Origin of the sequence: Maribacter corallii, from assembly GCF_047345415.1 — a bacterium.
In the GTDB taxonomy this organism is placed as follows: Bacteria; Bacteroidota; Bacteroidia; order Flavobacteriales; family Flavobacteriaceae; genus Maribacter_C.
Map to the genome: position 1 here is coordinate 151,700 of NZ_JBLFEP010000006.1, position 15,701 is coordinate 167,400.

Below are 15,701 nucleotides of genomic sequence, written 5' to 3' on the forward strand. Positions count from 1 at the left end.
TTGTCAAAATCGTATCGATGTTAGGGAAAAAAACGACATTCTTCTTTTTGTTCATACTTGTGGCCACAAGCCCGCTCTACTTGGTTTCCCAAAAGAAATCAAAGAAGGTAGACGCCACTCAACTCAAGACTTCGCCCAAACTGGTGGTCGGCATTGTCGTAGATCAAATGCGCTACGACTACCTCACACGCTTTTGGGATCAATATGATGAAGGTGGGTTCAAAAGACTGATCAACGAAGGTTTCAATTGCAAGAACAATCATTTTAACTACGCGCCAACTAGTACGGGACCTGGGCATACCTCCGTGTATACCGGAACAACGCCTTCTAGGCATGGTATTATCGGCAACAATTGGTATGACAAGGTGAACGAAGTAGAAGTGTATTGTGCTTCCGATTCAACTTATGCTTCGGTAGGTACCTCTTCCGATGCCGGGCAAATGTCACCCCACCGTATGAATGTCACGACTATTACTGATCAGTTAAGGCTTCATACCCAAAAGCGCGGAAAAACCATTGCAATTGCTCTTAAAGATAGGGGGGCAGTGCTTCCTGGAGGGCATACCGCAAATGCCGCCTACTGGTTTCATGGTGCCGATGAGGGACTGTGGATTACAAGCTCTTATTACATGGACCAGCTACCAAAATGGGTAAAGGATTACAATGAGTCCGGTAAGGTCAAGGATTACAAGAAGACCTGGACAACGATGAAGGATGTTAGTACTTATGTGGAAAGCGGTTTGGACAAGAATAGGTATGAAGGGCTTTTCGAAACAGAGACCACGGCTACTTTTCCTCACGATACACCGAATATGCTAAATAAAAATGCGGATTTTGAAATCTTGAAGTATACGCCATATGGAAATAGCATCACTGCCGACTTTGCCATTGAAGCGCTTGAAAAAGAAGGATTAGGATCTGATACCATAACCGACTTTTTAGCCATCAGTTTTTCCAGTACGGATTATGTAGGCCATAAATACGGGGTGAACTCAAAGGAAGTAGAGGACACCTATATTCGATTGGACAAAGATTTGGAACGTCTTTTCAAAGCACTTGATAAAAAAGTAGGAAACGGCGAATACACTGTTTTTCTTACCGCTGACCATGGTGCTGTGGATGTGCCTTCATACTTGAAGGATATGAAAATACCGGCAGGCTATTTTGACTCGGATGCCATGAAGGAGCGCTTTTCCGAGTTTTTAAAATATACTTTTGGAACTACCGATATTATTAAAAACTACTCGAACTATCAGTTTTTTCTAGATCATAAGATTATCAAGAACCTAGATATGGACTTGGCAAAGGCAGAAGAGCTGATCGCTAAAGAGTTATTGGGTTACGAAGGTGTTGATCAGGTATTCACGGGTCACCAAATGTGGAATAATCATTATACTTCGGGCATTCCTTATATTCTGCAACAGGGATACCATCAAAAGCGATCAGGTGATATTCTGATGGTTTTAGAACCTGGGGTCGTGACCTATCACGAAACAGGTTCCACCCACGGATCTCCTCAAATTTATGATACACATGTACCGCTGCTTTTTTTCGGTAAGGGTGTGAAAAAAGGAAGTACGGTAGCGCGTACCGAAATTCCTGATATCGCTCCAACAATCGCAGCGTTGTTGGGTATAGCCTTTCCGAACGGAACTACAGGTAAGCCCATCGCCAAAGTATTGGAATAATCCACTCGACAATGAACGAAGGTCCTATTGGTATTTTTGATTCTGGTGTAGGGGGTACTTCCATCTGGAAAGAGATCAGAAAGCTGATACCCAATGAGGATACCATTTTTTTGGCGGATAGCAAGAATGCCCCATATGGAGAAAAGTCACAAGATGAAATTCTTAGTTTAAGTATCAAGAACACAGAGCTCTTACTGCAAATGGGATGTAAGCTCATCGTCGTGGCCTGCAATACGGCCACTACCAACGCCATTAAGTACCTACGGAGCAATTACCAAGTGCCCTTTATAGGAATTGAACCGGCCATTAAGCCCGCTGCCCTGAAATCGGCTTCCAAGACCATTGGTGTTTTGGCGACACGAGGTACCCTATCAAGTAGTCTCTTCCTTAGTACATCAGAAATTCATGCCAATGGCATAACGATAATAGAACAAGAGGGTACTGGTTTGGTACAACGTATTGAGCAAGGGGAAGCCCATTCCGATGAGGTCAGGAACTTACTGATGAAATTCATCGAACCTATGTTGCGGAAAGGTATAGACCATTTGGTGCTGGGGTGTACCCACTACCCATACCTTATTCCCGTGTTGCGTGAATTGTTACCCGAACATGTGACTCTTATAGACTCTGGGGAGGCGGTGGCCCGGCAAACGAAAAGCGTATTGGAACAAGGTGTTTTGCGCAACCGAACAGACGCAAAAGGCGTATATCGATTTTATACAAATGCGGATGTCGCTATTCTCGATACTTTTCTGACGGATGTAAATGTGCCAATAGAAACATCTTTTCTAGAATTTTGAAGTCTTATCGCCTAACGTAGGTCAAATAGGTGAAATCGAAGGCGTGTCTTTCATCTTTTGGATGGTAGTCTTCCGCAATGAGTTTCCAACTTTCCAAATCTATCTCAGGAAAAAAAGTATCTGCCTCGGAAAAATCCGCATGTATTCTGGTCAACTCGATTTTAGTAGCGAATTTTAGGCTCTGGGCATAAATCTCTCCACCGCCGATAATATAGGATAATGAGTCTTTTTCAACCGCCTTAAAGGCCTCTTCTAAGGAATGCACCACACTGCAAGCCTCAAAGTCTACCGCGTAGTTCCGGTCTCTTGTGATAATGATATGTTGTCTTTTTGGCAAGGGTTTTGGAAAGCTCTCAAAAGTCTTTCTACCCATGATAATAGCATGCCCGGTAGTCAAATTTTTAAAACGCTTAAAATCGTCCGGTAAATGCCACAATAGGTCATTGTCCTTGCCCAAGGCATTGTTTTCGCTTGCTGCGGCTATTAATACGAGTTCGTTCACGCTTTTTTTTTATTGATTTTAGATAATGGAAAATCGGTTTCGATCTCCTTTTGCAGCTCAGCGATACGTGCTCTTTGTTTGGCTACCAATCGTTCGCGTTGCGATCGTTCCCAGTCTTTGCCCATAAACTTTGATGTCACGAAAACATTGAATGCGTGAATGGCAAAAAGAAATGCCCAAGCGGTAATGCCCCAAATAAACCAGTCATAGCTCTCCCCGTATTTCAAGATTTTATTGATTAAGATCAAGAAGACACTGCCGATCAAAAAAATAACAAAATGGGTGAAGAGGTTCTTCTTTTGATTGATTCTTTTTTGGGCATGTTCAAGCAGTTCATGTTGCTCAAGATCTACTGGCGATATGTCCTTTTTCTTAGAAAACATGGCAATACCTATCTTTACGACAAAGATACTCTAATTCAGTTTTAGCCAAGACTTTTATGGAAAAGACCCGAAAACTATTTCCCGCCCTTCGCAATCAAGTATATGTGAATACTCCGGTATATGGACCACTTTATGATAACTTGTTGGACTGGCGTCAAGAACATGACCTTGATTTTTTGCTGAAGGCGAGCGAAATGCGGCAAACGAGCCTCAAGGTACTATCCGATACTAGAACCACGGTAGGTCAATTTTTTAACTGTAAGAGGGAAAATGTAGCATTGATCAATAATTTTTCGACAGGCTTGAACATGCTTTTGGAAGGATTGGATCGTACCAGAAAAGTGGTATTGCTCGAGAATGATTATCCATCAGTGGAATGGCCTTTTGCCAGTCGCGGTTTTCCGGTGACTCACGTTAAAATTGATGAGCGGGTCGAACAGGGTATTTGGGAAACGGTGAAAAAGGAAAATAGTAGCATTTTGGCCCTTAGCATTGTGCAATGGCAAAATGGATTCAAAATAGATCTGGACTTTCTTAAGAAATTGAAAAAGGAATATCCCGATGTATTGATCATTGCCGATGGAACCCAGTTTCTGGGAACCACGAATTTTGATTTTGAATCATCGGCAATCGATGTTCTTGGGGCTAGTGCCTATAAATGGTTGTTGGCCGGTTATGGCTGCGGTCTGATGCTCTTCAAAGATGTCGTAAAAGATGAATGCGACCTAAAGACCATTGGCTTCAATGCCGCTAATGCGCGTCCTGAAATGGAGAATGAAGTGCGTTTTGCAAGGCGTTTTGAACCCGGACATCTGTCTTGTCTTAGTTTTGGGAGTTTAAAATTCTCGTTGGAATTTTTAACGCAAGTGGGCAAAGACGCCATAGCGGAACACAACAAAAAATTGATAAAAAAAGCATTTCTGGAGTTTAATGAACTCGGACTCCTATCCAAGGAGATTACTATGCGAAAAGAACACAGTACCATTTTCAATTTCAAGGGTGGAGACACCCTTTTTCGAAGTTTAATGGATAATGCTATTGTTTGCGCCCAGCGCGGAGGTGGAATTCGTGTTGGTTTTCATTTTTACAACACCGAAGACGATATCGATGCTATTGTAAGAATCTTAAAAACAAGGCTGTAGCTATTGCCAATCGTGAAAAATTCGTATCGCTTTTTTTTGTAGGAGTGTTAAATGTTATCAAATTATTACGAAAATGATAAAAATGACTTTAGTCATTGTAAATGAGCATTTTAATGCTTTAGCTTTGTGCCGAAATTTGAAAGCACTTAAACAAATAATTTATAATCTTTTAAAGTAATTTATCATGGCAATAGCAAAACAGTATTTAAAGACAAAACCAGTTTGTAAAGTAACTTTTACGGTACCAGCTGAAGAAGCGAAGAAAGTAGCTGTCGTTGGCGATTTCAACAAATGGAAAGCGAATAAGGCAAGTGAATTGAAAAAATTGAAAAACGGAAACTTCAAAGGAACCTTCGAATTACCAAAAGAATCTACTTTTGAATTCAAATATATCATTGATGGTAACTATGTAAACGATGCGGAGGCTGATCGTTACCAGTGGAATGAATATGCTGGTTCTGAGAACGCGGTTCTTGAACTGTAGTTTTAAGCGAAAATCACAAAAACCGGAATGTATTTCACATTCCGGTTTTTTTATTCTGTTATCTCAACCCCTTTCCAAAAAGCGACCCTTCCCTTAATACCTTTGGCGAGTTCGCTTACTTCTGGGTAATACCAGGCTGCATCGGGATTGGTTTTACCATCAACTTCGATTGAATAATACGATGCGACCCCTTTCCATGGGCAAGTGGTATGTGTTTCGCTGGCTTTGAAGTACTCTTTTTTGATACTTTCCGACGGAAAATAATGATTGTTTTCGACTACGACGGTTTCATCGCTTTCCGCAAGTATGGTGTTGTTCCAAATGGCTTTCATCCGTTTTCTTTTAGGTATATATTACTTTGTATTGACATAAATGGAGTAGAAAATGTTGGCTTGAACATGAAGGGCGGTACCCATTGATGCGGTATCTAAGATCCGCTGAACACTTTCGAACACTTCGTCTGAGCCGAATCTTGATGCCAATTTCCGATAAGACGATTCTTCAGCTAGTATAAGATGTGCCAATTCTGACGAAGAGACACTTAAGTCAACCACTTCCTTTTCCTCGATTTTTAAATCCAACCTTCCATCAAGTAAACCTGCAAAGTTGACTGCATGATCGTATGGAGGTCCAACATTTTCCGTGTTCCCTAAGTCGAGTATGGTATCGAAAGCTTTCAGTACCACCTCAAAATCGTAAACGATAACTGGTGCACCCTTCTTACTGAGTCGCACCACTTCATTATAAAGGTCTTGTGATTTAGAGTAGAACAGTACTCCAGCGAACGTTATGATGTCATAGGAATCCGAACCTAAATCCGATTCTTCGAGAATCGCGTTGAGGTATTTTATTTTCGGGTTTTGAATCGCAGTGTCTAACATGGCCGAACTCGGATCGATTCCGATTACGGAATCGCAATAGTCCGCCAGAGCAATAGTAGAGCGACCAGTGCCGCAACCGACGTCTAACCCCGTACCGAAGCGTTCGCCTTCTTCAATACATCTCTCCAGAATAGGCGCATGTAGTGAAGGTCGAAAAGCGGCATAGTGCCCTGCTGTTATTTTGGAGTATGCTTCGGACAAGTTATGCTTTTTTGAAAACGTAATTTTTATACTGTTTTTGAGCGTCAGTGAATTGAGTTACAATTTGCAATCCTGATTCTTCTGCTAGCCAATGTACTGTTCGGTCATCATATTTTTGAGAAATTTCGGTATGAATGGTTTCCCATGGGTCGAAATCGATTTTCAATTCCAATTGCTCAATACTTACCGACTGTTGCGTCGTGGATACCAAATAACTTTTGGCTGTACCCGATTCAGGATTGTACACCTCCCAATGAAAAAAGGCATCTAGATTAAAGTTGCCCCCCAATTCCGAATTGATTCGAGTCAAGATGTTTTTATTGAAAGCAGCGGTGATTCCCGTTGCATCGTTATAGGCATCCAATATGGTCTGTGGATTTTTCTTTTGATCAAAACCGACAAAAAATAAATCGTCTTCTTCCAACAGGTCTTGCACATTTTTTAAAAAGGTAATCGCTTGATCATGTAAAAGATTACCAATGTTGGAGCCTAAGAAGAGAATTACCTTTCTGTTTTTTTGCTGTTGGGCCACCTGGGCCAGCGCTTCAAAATAGGTGCCTTGAACAGGTTTGACGTTGAGGTTGGGCAACTCTCTTTGCAGTGCATCGTGTAATAAGTCGAGCGCATTTTGGCTGATATCGATAGGTACGTATTGAAAATCGATGCCCTTCTTATCGAAATGGGATAGTAATACTTTCGTCTTTTTCCCGTCCCCTGCACCCAGCTCCACTAGGTCAAAAGGCAAGTGATCGGAGGAGAAGAGTTCAGCAATTGCCGTCTTTTGCGCATTGAAAATCTCGTACTCTGCATCGGTCAAATAGTATTCGGGCATATTCATGATGTCTTGAAACAGTGCATCGCCCTTGACGTCATAAAAGTATTTTGAAGATAGGTGTTTTGGGTAGTCGGTTAACCCTTGATATACTTCGTTTTCAAACGCTGTTTTGAATAGAGTTGCTGTTTTTTCGCTCATGAAAAGTATGTCGTAATTACTTGGCCAATCTTATCCCAGTGAATTGCCATCTTAAATTTGTTTGAAAGAAATTGCGATAGGTAGCTCGCGTATGCTTTTCAGGTGTGGCTACCGAACCACCTCGAAGCACTTTTTGATTGACCATGAACTTGCCGTTGTATTCGCCCAAAGCTCCCTCTGCTTTTTCGTAGTTCGGGTACGGTAAATAGGCGCTTTCGGTCCACTCCCAACGCTTCCCCCAAGGAAAATACCGTTGCGCGGTTTCCCATTCGAATTCGGTAGGCAAACGGCAATTTTTCCATTGCGCAAAGGCAAAGGCCTCAAAGTATGAAATATGGGTTACAGGGGTATTCCCGTTTAGTTCTTGCAATCCCGATAGGGAATAATGATACCATCGCCCCTCGATCTTATACCAATATAGCGGGGCTTCAATGTTCTTGTTTGAGATCCAATCCCACCCTTCGGCGTGCCAAAGGTCAAACCTCTGATACCCCTCGGCGTCGATAAATTCAATATACTCCTGATTGGTGATCAATTTGTTCGAGAGTTGAAAAGGATGCAGGTATACCTTGTGTCTACCCAATTCGTTGTCATAACAGAAGTCTTGTGAATCATGACCAATTTCGTAAATACCCTCATCAACAGAAATCCATTCTTGTTCGTGGGTTTCTATAGCATGTTCCTCAAAATTATTGGCGTAAGGGGGAAGCAACGGATTGTTCCCTAAAATGAATTTAATATCGGTCAGTAAGAGTTCTTGATGCTGTTTTTCGTGATGAATACCAATCTCAAGAATATCGAGCAGCTCTTGTTCTTGATGTGTCGAAAAAAGCCGTTTCATTGCTTGTGTTACGTACTTTCGATAGGCATACACTTTTTCAACCGAAGGTCTAGAGAGGTTACCCCGGTCAGATCGGACGACTCTTTTGCCTACGGTTTCATAATAGCTATTGAAAACGAACGAAAAATCTTCGTCGAAAACAGTATAGTCAGTGGCATGAGGTTTTAAAATGAACTCCTCAAAAAACCAGGTGGTATGGCCTAAATGCCATTTTGGTGGAGAGACATCGACTATGGGCTGCACTACATAGTCTTCAATTTCCAAAGGAGAACAGATGTCTTCGGTGTGCTTACGGGTTTTCAGAAAGAAATCCAATAAAGAGTCGGTAAGAACCATAGGTATTTTACTTTCCCTAAAGATAAGAATTTGAGTAGAAGGTATTGATCTTTCCGATTCTTAAAACAACCTTAAACCGCAACCACGCCTTTTATGTGAGGGTGTGGATTGTAATCGACCAAAGTGAAATCTTCGAAGGTAAAATCGAAAATATCCCTTACCTCAGAATTAAGAACCATCTTCGGAAGTGCCCGAGGCTCACGGCTCAATTGCAGCTGTACCTGTTCCATATGGTTGTTATAGATATGCGCATCACCAAAGGTGTGGATAAATTCGCCGGCCTGGTAACCGCAAACTTGGGCCATCATCATCGTAAATAGGGCATAAGAGGCAATGTTGAAGGGTACGCCCAAAAAGATGTCCGCACTGCGCTGGTACAATTGACACGACAGTTTGCCATCGGCCACATAAAATTGAAAGAACGCATGGCAAGGAGGCAAAGCCGCTTTGCCATTGGCTACATTCTCGGAGAATGATTTTGAGGTGTCGGGCAATACACTGGGGTTCCATGCGGAAACTAGCATACGCCTACTGTTGGGATTGTTCTTTAAGGCTTGGATTACTTCTTGGATCTGATCGATTTCGTCATTGTTCCAATTTCGCCATTGATGACCGTAGACAGGGCCCAAGTCCCCGTTTTCATCGGCCCATTCGTTCCATATTCGTACGCCATTCTCTTGAAGGTAACCGACATTTGTGTCCCCTTTTAAGAACCATAATAACTCATGTACAATGGATTTCAGATGCAACTTTTTGGTAGTCACCATAGGAAAACCCTCACTGAGGTCGAATCGCATTTGATATCCGAAAACACTTACTGTTCCCGTACCGGTACGGTCTCCCTTTTGATTGCCCTCTTTTAAGACATGTTTTAGTAGGTCGTGATATTGTTTCATAGTAGTGCAAATTTAAAAGGTAAAGGGTAAAGCAGGCATGTTTTACAACTTTGAGTTATTATATTTTATCAACCAGAAAATTCTTTTCTGCCAAACAAACCTATTTTTGAACGTTGAAGCAGTTAAATTTGTTCTCAAACGTAACGAAATTTTTTTTGACTCGTCTTGCCGGTATGATAACAGTTTTACGCCTACGATTTTCTACGATCCTCCTATTTTTTTCTATTATCGGTTTTGCCCAAGATGTTGAAAAAACCATTATGGGGTCCATTTTAGACAAGCAAGATAAAACTCCTATTTCCTTTGCATCCATCTATATTAAAGGTCAGTCAATCGGTACCATTTCCAATGAAGAGGGAAGGTTTGTTTTTCATTTCCCTCATACGGATAATTCAACTATTATTGTGGTCTCAAGCCTCGGTTATGAGTCCCTTGAAATGAGCATTGATGAATTTAAAACCGGAGAAGCTATTTTTTTGAGTTCTAAGGTCAGTCAGCTTGATGAGGTCGTGATTACTTCCACGAAAAAGAAGAAACTAACGGCAAGGCAGATTGTAAAGAAAGCCTACAAGACCATTGCCGAAAACTACCCCGTTCAACCTTACATCCTTGAGGGCTTTATACGGGACCTTCAGAAAGAGGATGATCAGTACGTTGAGTACTTGGAGTGTGCTGCGAAATTCTATAATCAAGCTCATTTTATTAAAGAGGAGCCGGATGTGGAGTTGGTGGAAATTCGAATAAATAGCATAGCGCAGAAAAACCCATGGAATGAAGAATGGGAAAGAAAAAACTCGATTATGGACCTAATAGAAGACGACTTCATTCGATTCGATTATGGGCCGATAAGAGCAAAAGGGGGGTGGCAATATGAAATAGAGGATGTTTTGCCTTATGATAGTAGGTTCGTCTACAAAATAAGGGGTGTTGATGCGCCGTTTCAAGAAACCATATTATATATAGATACGAAGTCTTTTGCTTTTGTGAGAATGGAGCTGACCAGGAAGAAACACAATAGAAGATCTTGGAAAAGAAGATTGACAAATGGGGAAGAGATTAGTTTTTATCATGTCATTTTTGAATACCAACAGTACCAAGGGAAGATGTATTTAAAATATCAAAAAGAAGAGGATACATGGGAGATTTATGATATCGAGGATACCTCTAAATTACTGTTTGTCAAAAATCCTAAAAAGGAGTTGTTTATAAATAGGATAATCACTGAAGACCTGGCTACTTATTCCTTTCAAGAAAATATGACCAAGGGGAGTAGTATTGAGAATCAGTCGGGAGAATATAACGCCAAATTTTGGGCAAACTACAATGCACCTCTGGCAACTAAGAAACTCAGCGAAATCGAGAAATACTTGAAAAGTACTCAAAATTAAGTCCCTTCGAAATAGCTGTAACCCTATTGAAAAACGACTTTATCCCAAAATCATTCCGGCTATAGTGGCAGAGAGGAGCGAGGCCAAAGACCCCCCAAGAACGGCTTTTAATCCGAATTCGGAAAGTGTTTTGCGTTGCCCCGGGGCCAATGACCCGATACCTCCGATCTGAATACCGATGGAAGCAAAATTTGCAAACCCACAGAGCATGTAGGTAGCCATAATGACAGATTTGTTGTAGCTTAAACTAGGTGTATTTGACAAATCTTTGAGAACGGCAAGCTGTTCATATGCGATAAATTCACTTGCTACCAATTTTATTCCAAGCAGTTGTCCCATTTGTCCAATGTCGGCACTGTCCACACCAATGAGCCACATGAGTGGGGCTAGAACAGTTCCTAATATTGAATCAAGTGATAACTTGTCAAAGGATGAATTATCAGCAATAAATTGGTTCAAGGAAGTCCAATCTCCGATTAGGCCAAGTCCACCATTGAGCATTGCAATTAATGCAACAAAAACAAGTAACATTGCACCGACATTCAAGGCTAATTTCAATCCTTCCGAAGTTCCGTTCGATACCGCATCCAAAACATTACTTCCTATTTTTGATTGATTTATCTTCACCTCTGAACTTACTGTTTCGGTTTGCGGACAGAGAATCTTGGATAAAATAATTGCTCCAGGAGCTGCCATAACAGATGCCGCTAATAAATGACGTGCGTACAATATTCTTAGCGCCTGATCGCTTCCCCCAAGCATCCCAATATAGGATGCCAAGACACCACCAGCCACGGTCGCCATTCCTCCAATCATAACCAATAGGATTTCAGATCTTGTCATTTTTTCCAAGTAGGCTTTGATGAGCAATGGAGCTTCTGTCTGGCCTAGAAAGATGTTGCCTGCAACACTTAAACTTTCTGCACCTGAAATTCCAAGGGCCTTGGTTAACGCCCAAGCCAAGCCTTGAACAACCTTCTGGATTATCCCAAAGTAGTATAGAACCGAGGTAAGGGCTGAAAAGAATAAAATTGTGGGCAGGATTTGAAAGGCAAAAACATAGCCAATATTAGGATTGTTCAAATCCATTAGATTTCCAAAAAGGAATGTCGAACCTTCTAAAGTAAAATTTAATATTTCATTAAAGAACCTTCCCAAGATATCAAAAAGCCATTGAACAGCTTTGATTTTTAAAATTCCCACCGCCAAGGTTATTTGTATTCCTAGACCAATTCCAACAGTTTTCCAATTTATCGCTTTCCGATTCGAGCTAAAAAGAAAAGCGATCAATATAAGCACTAACATGCCGAGAGCTCCGCGTAAAAAGCTACTCAGTGTAAACCCTTCATTGAGGATTATGGTATCAGCTTCGGTGATCATTCCGGCTTCAACGGCAATTTCAGAAGTAGTGGCTTCTGTAATTTCTTGGGATAGGGCGGGGAAGGCAATAAATAGAACGCATAAAAGAATCCAGAATTTGGCTTTCATATGTTCTTGGTTAGTGACTTAGTTGCGTTTGGAGATTTCGTCCCTGAGCTTTGCCGCCTTTTCATAGTCTTCATTGGCAACGGCTTTTTCGAGCTCTTTGTTCAATTCATCAATAGTCAATTCAGTATAACCATCGGTCGCACCTTGTTCGATTTCGACGGTTTCGCCTTCCTGTAAGATCTCATCGACCATAATGCTATCATCACTTTCTTCTTTCTCCTTGTCCTTGGAGGAAAATTTCAAGAAAATACCCGCTTTATCCAAAATGGTCTTATAGGTAAATATGGGTGCATTAAAGCGAAGGGCCAATGCGATGGCGTCACTGGTTCGGGCATCAATGATTTCCTCGATTTTATCCCGTTCACAAATGATACTGGAATAAAAAACACCATCCACTAGTTTATGTATGATCACTTGCTTTACCACGATCTCAAAGCGATCGGAAAAATTTTTGAACAAATCGTGCGTCAAGGGTCTAGGAGGTTTTATTTCCTTCTCTAGTGCAATGGCGATGGATTGTGCCTCGAAGGCCCCGATGACAATAGGAAGCTTCCTGTCGCCATCGACTTCATTCAATATCAGGGCATACGCACCATTCTGCGTCTGGCTGTACGAGATTCCCTTTATTTTCAATCGAACTAAACTCATAGATTTTGAAACTAAAAAAGACTGTTTAAACAAGAGGAGGAACCTAGTTGTTTAAACAGCCTCTTAATGAGGGCAAATTAACAAAATTTAAGCGTTCTGGGCTTTAAATGCTTTTAATTTTTCGATAAGCTGCGGTACAACTTCGAAGGCATCCCCTACAATACCGTAGTCGGCCGCCTTGAAGAACGGCGCTTCCGGATCCGTATTAATGACCACTTTTACTTTTGAAGAACTTACTCCTGCAAGATGTTGGATGGCCCCAGAGATTCCGATGGCGATGTAGAGGTTACTGGCCACTGGTTTTCCGGTTTGGCCAACGTGCTCACCATGTGGGCGCCAGCCTAGATCGGAAACCGGCTTTGAACAAGCGGTCGCCGCGCCGAGAACATCGGCTAGCTCTTCGATCATCCCCCAGTTTTCCGGTCCTTTCAAACCCCTTCCCCCAGATACGACGATATCAGCGTCCGCAATGGTCGCTTTGCCCACTACTTTGTCGATCTCTACCGACTTAGTTGAGAAATCGGTATCATTCAGTGAAGGGCTAAAATCTTCTATAGCAGCTGAAATCGCCTCTTCCTTTGCACCATAAGCGTTATTGGAAACACCAATTATCTTGACATCGGAAGTGATTTCCGTATGAGCAAAACCTTTGTTGCTAAAGGCGGTTCTTTTTACCGTTAACGGACTCATTGCAGTAGGTGCTGCAACTACATTGGGTACATAGCCCGCGCCAAGTTTACCCGCAAGAAGCGGAGCCAAGAACTTGGTGTCAGCGCTGCTACTAAGCACAATTACTTTCGCCCCCTCTTTTTCCGCTGCCTCGGTTATTGCATGGGCAAAAGCTTTGGCATTGAAGGTTTGAAGTGCCTCGTCCGAGACATTTAGCACTTTTGATACACCATAGGTGCCCAACTGAGCGGAATCTTCCGCATTAATTGAAATTGCCGTGGCGCTTGTACCCATTTGCTTTGCTACTGCATGGGCATATGAGGCCACTTCAAAGGCATTCTTTTTGAACTTTCCGTTTTCCGATTCGGTATATACTAATACTGACATAAATGGTATCGAATTTCAATTCTCAAAGTGTGAGTTCCAATAGTGCTATTGGAATTCGACATTGTGAATCTGTTATTTTAAATAGCTTTTGCTTCGTTGTGAAGAAGATCGACAAGGTCAGTGACGTTATCGACCAACTTAACGGCACCTTTGGCCGCCGGTTTTTCGAATTTGGTATCCTGGGTCGCCTTCATGGCATCTGTTGGTTCTACAACATTCAAGGCCTTTTTACGCGCCATCATAATGCCCCGCATATTCGGTATTCTGAGGTCACTTTCTTCGACCAATCCCTTTTGACCTCCAATGACCAGAGGTAAGGTGGTTTCGATTTTTTCTTTTCCACCATCAATTTCGCGCATCGCGGTAGCGGTAGTGCCATCCACTTCTAGGCCGATACAAGTATTGACAAAATTCATATCTAAAAGCGTCGCAAGAATGCCAGGGACCATACCTCCGTTGTAGTCAATGGACTCTCTTCCTCCGATGACCAGATCATATCCGCCGTTTTTGACCACTTCGGCCAACTGTTGTGCCACGAAAAAACCGTCGGTCGGCTCTGCATTCACCCGTATGGCTTCGTCTGCACCGATTGCCAAAGCTTTGCGTATAGTGGGTTCGGTCGATGGTCCGCCTACGGTTGCCACGTGTACGCTAGCCCCTTGTTTTTCTTTGAACCACATGGCTCTGGTCAACCCGAATTCATCATTCGGATTGATTACAAATTGCACACCGTTGGTGTCGAACTTCGTATCGCCCTCGGTAAAATTTATCTTTGAGGTCGTATCGGGTACGTTGCTTATACAAACTAATATTTTCATTATTGTAATGCCTTTAAAAATGCTGCGCTAAGATAAGTATTAATTTTCAAATTTACTATGCGCGCATAGTAAATTTTATAGTTTTTTTGATTCGGTGTTGGAATGTTTTGAGCAATAATTTGCTACTTTTGCATGCGTTTTTAGCACAAATAAGAAACTTGGTTATATGAAAACATTACAATTCCGTGAAGCCGTTTGTGAGGCGATGTCCGAAGAGATGAGAAGAGATGAGTCCGTTTATTTGATGGGCGAAGAAGTTGCCGAATACAATGGTGCTTATAAGGCTTCGAAGGGGATGTTGGATGAGTTTGGGGCCAAACGGGTAATCGATACACCGATTTCCGAATTGGGTTTTGCAGGTATCGGCGTAGGTTCGACCATGACCGGTAATCGGCCCATTATCGAATTCATGACCTTTAATTTTGCATTGGTCGGTATTGATCAGATTATCAATAACGCTGCTAAGATCCGTCAGATGTCCGGTGGACAATTTCCTTGTCCCATAGTTTTTAGAGGCCCTACTGCTTCGGCAGGTCAATTGGCGGCCACGCACTCGCAAGCCTTCGAGAGTTGGTATGCCAACTGTCCGGGCTTGAAAGTTGTTGTGCCCTCTAATCCAGCTGATGCCAAGGGATTGTTGAAATCCGCAATTCGTGATGATGATCCGGTCATTTTTATGGAGTCGGAGCAAATGTATGGGGATAAAGGTGAAGTTCCTGAAGGGGAATATACCATTCCATTAGGGGTTGCCGATATTAGAAGAGCTGGCAATGACGTAACCATAGTATCTTTCGGAAAGATTATTAAGGAAGCGGACAAAGCTGCCGATGAACTTGAAAAAGAAGGTATTAGTTGTGAGATTATCGACTTGCGTACGGTCAAGCCTATGGATGCCGAGGCCATTCTAACTTCCGTTAAAAAGACCAATCGTCTTGTTATTCTGGAAGAGGCCTGGCCTTTTGGCAATGTAGCGACTGAAATCACCTATCGGGTGCAACGCGATGCATTCGATTATTTGGATGCCCCTATTGTAAAGATAAACACTGCAGACACGCCGGCACCTTATTCTCCTGTGCTTTTAGCTGAATGGTTGCCAGACTACAACGATGTGATCGCCGCTGTTAAAAAGGTGTTATATAAATAAGGTATTTCATTTTGTAACGATATGTTTGCTTC

The 15,701-nt window shown here is 42.1% G+C and carries 17 protein-coding genes; 6 read left to right on the forward strand and 11 right to left on the reverse strand.

Going from position 1 to position 15,701, the window contains the following annotated elements; translation table 11 throughout:
* The first annotated feature begins 17 nt into the window (after window positions 1-17).
* Together pafA and murI are read left to right on the forward strand one after the other, a co-directional pair.
* Window positions 18-1,688, forward strand: a complete 1,671-nt coding sequence (gene pafA, locus ACKWCA_RS20490) for an alkaline phosphatase PafA (RefSeq protein WP_413980111.1) — start codon at window positions 18-20, stop codon at window positions 1,686-1,688.
* Between the two features lie 11 nt (window positions 1,689-1,699).
* Window positions 1,700-2,488: a glutamate racemase gene (gene murI, locus ACKWCA_RS20495; protein ID WP_413980112.1), complete on the forward strand. Its 789-nt coding sequence runs from the start codon at window positions 1,700-1,702 to the stop codon at window positions 2,486-2,488.
* 4 nt (window positions 2,489-2,492) lie between these two features.
* Here the strand turns inward: murI and ACKWCA_RS20500 are convergent, their stop codons facing one another.
* Window positions 2,493-2,990 carry a dihydrofolate reductase gene (locus ACKWCA_RS20500; RefSeq protein WP_413980113.1) on the reverse strand — a complete coding sequence of 166 codons (498 nt, stop codon included), beginning with the start codon at window positions 2,988-2,990 and terminating at the stop codon, window positions 2,493-2,495.
* Window positions 2,987-3,373: a 2TM domain-containing protein gene (locus tag ACKWCA_RS20505; RefSeq protein ID WP_413980114.1), complete on the reverse strand. Its 387-nt coding sequence runs from the start codon at window positions 3,371-3,373 to the stop codon at window positions 2,987-2,989. Before ACKWCA_RS20505 ends, ACKWCA_RS20500 begins: the two co-directional genes overlap by 4 nt.
* 56 nt (window positions 3,374-3,429) lie before the next feature.
* On the opposite strand from ACKWCA_RS20505, the gene ACKWCA_RS20510 reads away from it, so the two are divergent.
* On the forward strand, window positions 3,430-4,515 hold the full coding sequence (locus ACKWCA_RS20510; RefSeq protein WP_413980115.1) for an aminotransferase class V-fold PLP-dependent enzyme: 1,086 nt from the start codon (window positions 3,430-3,432) through the stop codon (window positions 4,513-4,515).
* Window positions 4,516-4,699: 184 nt separating this feature from the next.
* Window positions 4,700-4,999, forward strand: a complete 300-nt coding sequence (locus tag ACKWCA_RS20515) for an isoamylase early set domain-containing protein (RefSeq protein ID WP_413980116.1) — start codon at window positions 4,700-4,702, stop codon at window positions 4,997-4,999.
* A 50-nt stretch (window positions 5,000-5,049) separates the two neighbouring features.
* Here the strand turns inward: ACKWCA_RS20515 and ACKWCA_RS20520 are convergent, their stop codons facing one another.
* The 5 genes from ACKWCA_RS20520 to ACKWCA_RS20540 form a co-directional block, all read right to left on the reverse strand.
* Window positions 5,050-5,331, reverse strand: coding sequence for a DUF427 domain-containing protein (locus tag ACKWCA_RS20520; RefSeq protein WP_413980117.1), 282 nt, complete (start codon window positions 5,329-5,331; stop codon window positions 5,050-5,052).
* Between the two features lie 21 nt (window positions 5,332-5,352).
* Window positions 5,353-6,081 carry a class I SAM-dependent methyltransferase gene (locus ACKWCA_RS20525; protein WP_413980118.1) on the reverse strand — a complete coding sequence of 243 codons (729 nt, stop codon included), beginning with the start codon at window positions 6,079-6,081 and terminating at the stop codon, window positions 5,353-5,355.
* 1 nt (window position 6,082) lies between these two features.
* Window positions 6,083-7,054, reverse strand: a complete 972-nt coding sequence (egtD, locus tag ACKWCA_RS20530; RefSeq protein WP_413980119.1) for an L-histidine N(alpha)-methyltransferase — start codon at window positions 7,052-7,054, stop codon at window positions 6,083-6,085.
* A gap of 16 nt (window positions 7,055-7,070) precedes the next feature.
* Complete coding sequence (egtB, locus tag ACKWCA_RS20535; protein WP_413980120.1) at window positions 7,071-8,231, reverse strand: ergothioneine biosynthesis protein EgtB; 1,161 nt, start codon at window positions 8,229-8,231, stop codon at window positions 7,071-7,073.
* Window positions 8,232-8,302: 71 nt separating this feature from the next.
* Entirely contained in the window at window positions 8,303-9,127 is an 825-nt protein-coding gene (locus tag ACKWCA_RS20540) for a thymidylate synthase (RefSeq protein WP_413980121.1), read from the reverse strand.
* Between the two features lie 260 nt (window positions 9,128-9,387).
* Between ACKWCA_RS20540 and ACKWCA_RS20545 the strand changes: the two genes are divergently transcribed.
* Window positions 9,388-10,515 carry a carboxypeptidase-like regulatory domain-containing protein gene (locus ACKWCA_RS20545; RefSeq protein WP_413980122.1) on the forward strand — a complete coding sequence of 376 codons (1,128 nt, stop codon included), beginning with the start codon at window positions 9,388-9,390 and terminating at the stop codon, window positions 10,513-10,515.
* Window positions 10,516-10,554: 39 nt separating this feature from the next.
* Here ACKWCA_RS20545 and ACKWCA_RS20550 read toward each other — a convergent pair whose 3' ends face one another.
* The 4 genes from ACKWCA_RS20550 to ACKWCA_RS20565 all read right to left on the reverse strand — a co-directional run bounded on the left by ACKWCA_RS20550 (window position 10,555) and on the right by ACKWCA_RS20565 (window position 14,525).
* Window positions 10,555-12,003: a NupC/NupG family nucleoside CNT transporter gene (locus ACKWCA_RS20550; protein WP_413980123.1), complete on the reverse strand. Its 1,449-nt coding sequence runs from the start codon at window positions 12,001-12,003 to the stop codon at window positions 10,555-10,557.
* 18 nt (window positions 12,004-12,021) lie between these two features.
* On the reverse strand, window positions 12,022-12,651 hold the full coding sequence (locus tag ACKWCA_RS20555) for a bifunctional nuclease family protein (protein WP_413980124.1): 630 nt from the start codon (window positions 12,649-12,651) through the stop codon (window positions 12,022-12,024).
* 87 nt (window positions 12,652-12,738) lie between these two features.
* Window positions 12,739-13,707, reverse strand: a complete 969-nt coding sequence (locus ACKWCA_RS20560) for an electron transfer flavoprotein subunit alpha/FixB family protein (protein ID WP_413980125.1) — start codon at window positions 13,705-13,707, stop codon at window positions 12,739-12,741.
* Between the two features lie 77 nt (window positions 13,708-13,784).
* Window positions 13,785-14,525: an electron transfer flavoprotein subunit beta/FixA family protein gene (locus ACKWCA_RS20565; protein ID WP_413980126.1), complete on the reverse strand. Its 741-nt coding sequence runs from the start codon at window positions 14,523-14,525 to the stop codon at window positions 13,785-13,787.
* Between the two features lie 166 nt (window positions 14,526-14,691).
* Between ACKWCA_RS20565 and ACKWCA_RS20570 the strand changes: the two genes are divergently transcribed.
* Window positions 14,692-15,669, forward strand: coding sequence for a pyruvate dehydrogenase complex E1 component subunit beta (locus ACKWCA_RS20570; RefSeq protein ID WP_413980127.1), 978 nt, complete (start codon window positions 14,692-14,694; stop codon window positions 15,667-15,669).
* Window positions 15,670-15,701 lie beyond the last annotated feature (32 nt).